Annotated in this window: 7 protein-coding genes; 1 reads left to right on the top strand and 6 read right to left on the bottom strand. The window is 69.3% G+C overall.

Features of this window, described 5'->3' with window-relative positions; translation table 11 throughout:
- Positions 1–79 precede the first annotated feature (79 nt).
- Both ABZ260_RS43135 and ABZ260_RS43130 read right to left on the bottom strand, forming a co-directional pair.
- Positions 80–526, bottom strand: coding sequence for an ATP-binding protein (locus ABZ260_RS43135; RefSeq protein WP_355629488.1), 447 nt, complete (start codon positions 524–526; stop codon positions 80–82).
- 2 nt (positions 527–528) lie between these two features.
- The gene (locus tag ABZ260_RS43130) at positions 529–879 is read right to left on the bottom strand and encodes an STAS domain-containing protein (RefSeq protein ID WP_030916965.1); all 351 of its coding nucleotides are present in this window, start codon (positions 877–879) and stop codon (positions 529–531) included.
- 262 nt (positions 880–1,141) lie between these two features.
- Here ABZ260_RS43130 and ABZ260_RS43125 point away from each other — a divergent pair, with 262 nt between their 5' ends.
- Positions 1,142–3,385: a DEAD/DEAH box helicase gene (locus ABZ260_RS43125; RefSeq protein ID WP_355629491.1), complete on the top strand. Its 2,244-nt coding sequence runs from the start codon at positions 1,142–1,144 to the stop codon at positions 3,383–3,385.
- A gap of 93 nt (positions 3,386–3,478) precedes the next feature.
- Here ABZ260_RS43125 and ABZ260_RS43120 read toward each other — a convergent pair whose 3' ends face one another.
- From ABZ260_RS43120 to ABZ260_RS43105, 4 genes are all read right to left on the bottom strand, one after another.
- Positions 3,479–5,515: a hypothetical protein gene (locus ABZ260_RS43120; protein ID WP_355629485.1), complete on the bottom strand. Its 2,037-nt coding sequence runs from the start codon at positions 5,513–5,515 to the stop codon at positions 3,479–3,481.
- Between the two features lie 511 nt (positions 5,516–6,026).
- Positions 6,027–6,401: an Rv3654c family TadE-like protein gene (locus tag ABZ260_RS43115; protein ID WP_355629482.1), complete on the bottom strand. Its 375-nt coding sequence runs from the start codon at positions 6,399–6,401 to the stop codon at positions 6,027–6,029.
- A gap of 88 nt (positions 6,402–6,489) precedes the next feature.
- A complete protein-coding gene (locus ABZ260_RS43110; protein WP_350930264.1) occupies positions 6,490–6,870 on the bottom strand; it encodes a TadE family type IV pilus minor pilin in 381 nt (126 codons plus the stop codon).
- Positions 6,867–7,106 (bottom strand): DUF4244 domain-containing protein (locus ABZ260_RS43105; RefSeq protein ID WP_355629479.1); only part of this gene is annotated, 240 nt, incomplete at its 5' end. The genes ABZ260_RS43105 and ABZ260_RS43110, both read right to left, overlap by 4 nt.

Genomic DNA, 7,106 nt, shown 5'->3' with positions numbered 1-7,106 from the left:
CTCGCCGCCGGGAGCCTGGCCGGTCGGCACCACCGGCGTCGAGGTCTTCTTCACGGGTCCGGCTGTTCGAAGTCTTCTGTCAGGCCGGAGACAGGCCGTTCGTCGCCGCGGGCCAGCTCATGCGGATACACATGCCCTTCTGGCTCGGGTAGACCTGAACATCGTCGGCCAGTCCCACGATGACCGCGATGCCGAGGCCGGACATCAGATCATCGGGAAGTTGCCCGAACGGATCGTCGAACCCCAGGAGGGCGCGATCGTGCTCCAGTTCGTCGCTGGGGGCGGAGTCGGTGACGGTCACCTCGAAGCGCCCTGAGTCATCACGTAGCTCGATACGGATCGGCTCTCCCGGACAGTGGAGGCGGTGCGCCTCCACGGCCCGCGAGCACGCCTCACCGACAGCGAGCCGTACCTCGTCCAGCAACGACTCCTGCACACCGGTGCGTCTGGCGATCGCCGTGGCGACCAGACGCGCCGTGCGCACGTGCGCGGGGAGAGCGCTGAACGTCAGTTCGACGGTAGCCACGACTACTTGTCTCGACCGTGAGCTTCCTTGGCCTCATCAACCGAGGCGTAGATACCGAAGACCTTCGTCAGCCCGGTGATCCGGAAAATCTTCAGGATGCGCTCCTGAGTGCAGACAAGCTCCAGTGAGCCATCGTGCGCCCTAACTCGCTTGAGCCCGCCGACCAGGACACCAAGGCCCGTGGAGTCAAGGAAGTCGACCTTCTCCATGTTGACGAGCAGGTGGAAATTCCCCTTGTTGACCAGGTCGATCAGGAGCTCACGCAATCTGGGCGCGGTGTAGACATCAATCTCACCCTCGACCTCAACGATGGTGAGACGGTCCTCGGAATGGTGGTCCAACTTCAGATCCACAGATCCTCCAGCGCCTTGCCTGCGAAAGTACCGATTCGAGCATGCCCTCCTGGGACCGGATGACCCCCGGACGACAAGCCCCGACGCGCGGCATTCAACCATGCGTACGCTCAGTGTCTATACGAAATCACGATTCCCGGCGACTCTGCCCACAGATGTGAGACTGAAACCAGTGACCCCGCCCTCATCCTCGCCCCTCCGAGCGGGTAACGCCCTCAATCGCCTGCTCGATGTTCCCGCACGTCGCGCGCGTGTCACCCATGTGGAGCACGTTCCCGCACGTCAGGCCGGTAAGACCCGGTGGCCGGACTGGGTTGACCAGCGATTGGTTACGCGCTGGGCGAACCACGGCGTTTCTGGCCTGTGGCCGCATCAGGCCGAGGCCGCCGAGCTGGCCCACCGTGGCCAAAACGTGATCATCTCCACCGGGACCGCCTCGGGCAAGTCCCTCTCCTACCTGGTCCCGGCGCTTTCCGCGACGCTCGACGGCGGCACGATCCTCTACCTGTCCCCCAGCAAGGCTCTGGCCGCCGACCAGCTCCGCACGCTGCGCGAGCTCGACCCGCCCGAGCTCCGTGCCGCCACCTACGACGGCGACACCTCCTTCGAGGAGCGGACCTGGGTACGCAGGCACGCCAACTACGTCCTCACCAACCCGGACATGCTCCATCGCGGCCTGCTGCCCCGTCACGCCCAGTGGTCGGCCTTCTGGCGGCGGCTCCGGATGGTCGTCGTGGACGAGTGCCACGGCTACCGAGGCGTGTTCGGCTCCCACGTCGCCCAGATCCTGCGCCGCCTGCGCCGGATCTGCGCGCGCTACGGCTCACACCCGACCTTCCTGCTCTCCTCGGCGACGGCCAGCGAGCCCGGGGCCTTCGCGAGACGTCTGACAGGCCTCCAGATGGCCGAGGTGACCACGGATGCCTCTCCCCGAGGCTCGACCACCTTCGCACTGTGGGAGCCACCCCTGACCGATCTACGGGGCGAGGGCGGGGCACCCGTCCGCCGCCCCGCGACCGCCGAGAGCGCGGACCTCCTGGCCGACCTCGTCGTCTCCGAGGTGCGGACCCTGGCCTTCGTCCGCTCCCGGCGGGCCGCCGAGTCCGTGGCCCTCACCACACGGGCCAGGCTCGGCGACCTCGTCGCCGACGGGAGCGCGCCCGCGGACCTGCCCGACAAGGTGGCGGCCTACCGGGCGGGCTATCTGGCCGAGGATCGCAGGGGGCTGGAAAAGGCACTGCGTTCGGGCGAGCTGCTCGGCCTGGCGACGACCAACGCCCTGGAACTCGGCGTCGACGTCTCCGGGCTGGACGCCGTGCTCATCGCGGGGTGGCCGGGAACCCGGGCCTCACTCTGGCAGCAGGCCGGGCGGGCCGGAAGGGACGGGCAGGACGCGCTGGCGGTGCTGATCGCCAGGGACGACCCCCTGGACACCTATCTCGTCCACCATCCCGAAGCCCTGTTCGGCAGGCCGGTGGAGACGATCGTGCTCGATCCCGGCAATCCGTACGTGCTGGGCCCCCACCTGTGCGCGGCGGCCGCCGAGATCCCGCTGACCCACGACGACCTGGACATCTTCGGCCCCACCAGCAAGGAGGTGCTCGCGGACCTGGTCGGTGACGGGCTGCTCAGGGAACGCGCCGCGGGCTGGTTCTGGACCAGCAGGGGACGCGCCACCGATCTCGCCGACATCCGCGGGTCGGGCGCCGCGCCGGTCCAGGTCGTCGAGATGTCCACCGGACGGCTGCTCGGCACCGTGGACGAGCCCTCGGCTCACTCCACCGTGCACGCCGGCGCCGTCTACGTGCACCAGGGAGAGACGTTCCTGGTGGCCGAACTCGACCTGGAGGCGGGGGTCGCGCTGGTCGAGGCCGGGGCCCCCGACTACACGACCTTCGCCAGGGATGTCACCGATATCTCGGTCATCGAGTCCCTCAGCTCGCACCCCCTCGGTCCTGGAGAGCTCCATTTCGGCTCGGTGGAGGTGACCAGCCAGGTCGTGGCCTATCTCAAGCGCCGGGCCCAGAGCGGCGAGCTCATGGGAGACGAACCCCTCGACCTGCCCCCGCGCACGCTGCGGACCCGCGCCGTCTGGTGGACGCTGCCCACCTCGGCGATCATCCCCCTGATCGAGGACGGCCTGGACCTCGGCGGTGCCGCGCACGCGGCCGAACACGCCTCCATCGGCCTGCTGCCGCTCTTCGCGACCTGCGACCGCTGGGACATCGGAGGCGTCTCCACCGAACTCCACGCCGACACGGGGCTGCTCACCGTCTTCGTCTACGACGGGCACGAGGGCGGCGCCGGCTTCGCCGAGCGCGGTTACGCCCGCGCGCGCGACTGGCTCACGGCCACCCGCGAGGCCATCGCCTCGTGCGAGTGCGAACGCGGCTGCCCCTCGTGTATCCAGTCCCCCAAGTGCGGCAACGGCAACGAGCCCCTCGACAAGGCCGGAGCCCTCCGCCTGCTGGCCGTCCTGCTCTCCTCCGACGAGCCGCGGATGTGAGGGCCGCAGGGATGTGAAGGCCGCAGGGATGTGAGGGCCGCGGAACACGCCGGCAGCGGGCCGGGGCGCCGGTCTGCCGGAGACTGTGACGGATCAGCTCATATCGGGGGTGAAGCGATGCCCCGAGGGTGAGAGGCCATCGCGATCTCGTCGCTCGTCCCGGTCGTCGTCGTTACGGTCCTCGGCCCAGAAATCGGTCGCGCCGGGCTGCGGGCGCTCCCAGAACCCGCTGTCCTCCATGGAACGGGGCGCGGGCGGAAGGTAGTCGTCCCACCGGTCAGCCGTCCGGGCCGCGGCCTGGCCGACATCACCGGCCTCGGAGAGCGGAGCCGTGCCGGAAGCGGGACCCGCGTCCGGCCGCCCAGCGTGACCTGCCTGCCCGGTCTCCGCGTGCTCGACCTCCGCGTATTCAATCTCCGCGTGCTCGACCTCGGCCTGACGGGTCCCCGCCCGCTGTGCCTCCGTCTCGCGGTCAGCGGCTTTCCGAACCGAGGCCAGCCGAACCGAAGCCGGCTGAACCGAGATCGGCTGAACCGGGGCATCCCTGATCGAGATGCGCTGAGCCGGGACGTGCTGGGCTGGAGCCGGCTCGGCCGAGACGTTCCGCTCCGGCACGGGCCGATCCGGGGCAGACCGATCCGGAGACTGCCGGGGAGAGCGGGGGCGGACCGAACCACGGGAGTCGGGCGACGGGCTCCCCGGGGCCAGGCCGGTCTTGACCACGGCGAGAATGACCGCGGGACGCCGTGGATCGACAGTGACAGCGGTGCCGCCCTTGCCCGCCACACCACCCCTGCCGCCGGTGCCGGTCGTGCCACTCCTGTCCGCCGTACCGCCTCGGCCCGCCGTCCCGGCGTCCCCCGTCGAGTCCCTCCCACCGAGCGGCTCGGGCGCGAAGGGCGCGGTCTGCCCGTCGCTCCCTCCGCCACGGCGCCTGTCTCCGCCGGCGGAACCGTCCCCCGCGGCCAGCAGCCTGCGACGGATCCAGGCGCCACCGTGCGCACCGAGAAGCAGCAGGACGAGAGCACCGGCGATGAACATGCCGTACTGGCTCATACCACCGGTCGGTACGTCAGATGACCCTGCTGTGGTGTTCGTATTCGGGGCGGAGTCCGCCTCGGTCTCGCCGGTCGCTCCGGAGTCGGGGGCACTGTCCACGCCTTCCTTCCTCTCCCGATCGCCGTCGGCCCCCTCATTCGTCTCCTCGATCGGCTCGGCGACCGACGAGGTGGCGTCGCCTCCGTTCTCCGCCTTTTCCGAAGCCCCGGACTTCCCCGTTGGCGCGACCGCTGTTCCCGACGGCCGATTCGAGGCCGCCGTGGGCTTCTTCGCGGGCAACTGCGGAAGGTCGTGGACTCCGGCCTGCTTGTTCTCGCTCCTCCCGGTGTTCTGCCGACTGCCCGTGTCGCTCTGCTGCGATCCGCTCCGGGTGCCGGAACTCTCCTGGCCACCGGTTTTCCTGCCGCTCTTCGCCACCGTGGCCGTCGGCACCTTCACCGAGGCGCCGGCCGAGTTGCCTGAGGAGAGCGTGCCGCCACCGCCGTTGCCGCGCAGGGCCCGCACCGTGAACCCGATCCGCTGTCCGGCCGCCTTCCCCGGAACGGCCAAGGTCGCCCTGCATGAACCACCGGAACACGCGCTGCCCACCCGCACGGACCCGACCCTGCCGGTCCGGCTCGTGGAGATCACGTAACCCTGCAGGTCGGGCTCGGCACCCCTGCTCCATCTGACGACCACCTGCTTGCCGTACAACCGGGCGCTCACCCCGCTCGGCGTCGCCGGAGGAACGGCCTGGACCAGGGTCCTGCTGGTCTGGTGCCATTCGGCTCCGAACACCTTGCCCCGCTGTTCAAGCCTGATCCGGTAACTGCCGTTCCGGTGATAACGAGGATTCCAGGCATAGGAGACTTTTTGATCTCCCTTCGCCACCTGCCTGCCATTGACGAAAAGGACCGCGTCGAACAGAAGATCGACTCTGCCGGAAAGGATCACTGTGCTGTTGGAGGTCACCCGGGACGGGACCTTCAGCCGCGCCACGGCCTGCGCCGGATTCGCGGCGGTGAGCACGAAGGACATGGATATGATCGGCGCGATCACCGCCATGACGACCAGTCTGCGAACTGTTGTCACGACGTTTCCCTTCGTCGAGAACCGCGCGTCAGCCGGCCATCCGCCACCCGTACGGTCACCCGGCGGCCAGATCGTTCCCTCCTCCCGGCCGGCTCGCACCGGCCCCGCCCTCCGGCCCCGAGGCCGCCCGATGGTGTCAGGTGACCTGGTGATGCGCATCTCACCCTCCCCAGGCCGATCGGGAAACAGCACGGATCACCGGTAAGCGGCACCTTACGTGAGCCTTCGGACTCTTGGACACGCCGTCCAAGAAGTCGTGATTTGATTGCGACCTTGTTTCCCGGAGGCTTCGTACACCCGGTTTCCTGAAGGCTTCCGCCCGCCGATTCTCGGTGTTCGTCTGTGCGGAGCAGTGCTCTGCCGCGTTGCCGTCGCAGCGTTTCCTTGTCGGGGGCTCCCATTTCATCGGTGTGTGCCCGGCGCGGATGTCTGTTCCTGCCGCATCCGCCCTTTGAAGCCGTACTCAACTGCTTTCCGGTCGGCTCCCATCGGATTCCTGACGTGCTTTCCTTCACCGGCCTGAATCAGCGATGTGGACAGGGCCGGCACGTGCCCTGGCGTTGATCGCCACCTCTCCCTTCAGGGGGAGCGAGACGTCCATGGTCACCTCGATCTCCACGATGCCGTCATTTCCCACGGAACAGCGGGTGACCCTGACCCCGTTGTCCGCAGCGAGCAGGGAGGCCCTTGCGCAACTCCGGTCCGGGTCCGCGAAGGCCAGCCGAGCGGCAGTGAGCGCGCTCAGGTCGGCGGCGCTCTGCGCTCGGTGGCGCGCGACCCGAGCCGTGCCCGCGACCATGACCGCCGCCGCGACCGCGAAGAGCAAAGCCATGAGCCCGACCGTCCAGATGGTGGCCGACCCCCGCTCCGCCCCACCGTCATCCATATCCTGCGGGCAGGGCCTGCCCTTCGTGAGGCTGCGAGAGCGGCTTGACCAGAAGCCGCTCTCCCCAGGAAGCGGAGGAGTCACGGGCCTACCACTCCAGTCCGGGCTCGGTGACGGAGGCGGCACTCGCGTGCACGGTGACGCCCGGGAGCGAGGCGCCCCAGCGCGGCCTGACGTTCACCGACACCTCCACCCGTGCCATCTCCGCGCTTCGGGTCACCACGACGGTCGCGCCCGCAGGAGCCACGGACAGGACGCTGCCTCGGACCCGCTCCAGCGACTCGCCGCGCGAGGCGGCCCGAGCCCCGGCCCGGGCCGCGTCCACGCACTCCAGCTGCGCCTCGACCGCTGACACCGCCCACAGCCCGGCTCCCAGCACGACCAGGAGGGCGGGCAGCACCGCGGCCGTCTCCGCGGTCACCGACCCCCTGGTCCGACGAGAGAAGATCGCTGCCACGGGGAGGGTCATCCCGCCACGGTCAGCGCTCGGTTGATCAGAGTTGTGATCATCTGTTGGACGTCGGGACTCGTCACCACCTTGAAGAGCAGGGCGGCGAAGGCACAGGCGGCGATCGTTCCGACCGCGTACTCCGCGGTGGACATGCCACGATCACGCCGCGCGCCGGTGGTCAGCAGCGCCCACCGGGCACCCAGCCACCGCAACCGATCACACCGCACACGAAGCGCACTCGTTCGAGCCATCTG

The organism is Streptosporangium sp. NPDC006013 (assembly GCF_040614275.1).
Classification (GTDB): domain Bacteria; phylum Actinomycetota; class Actinomycetes; order Streptosporangiales; family Streptosporangiaceae; genus Streptosporangium.
Note: the sequence above shows the minus strand (reverse complement) of the source record. Positions and strands in the feature narration are given on the sequence as shown.

Excerpts from the sequence above, each read along its gene's own strand:
- ABZ260_RS43115 (WP_355629482.1), bottom strand. The coding sequence starts at position 6,401 with ATGGATGACGGTGGGGCGGAGCGGGGGTCGGCCACCATCTGGACGGTC.
- ABZ260_RS43110 (WP_350930264.1), bottom strand. The coding sequence starts at position 6,870 with ATGACCCTCCCCGTGGCAGCGATCTTCTCTCGTCGGACCAGGGGGTCG.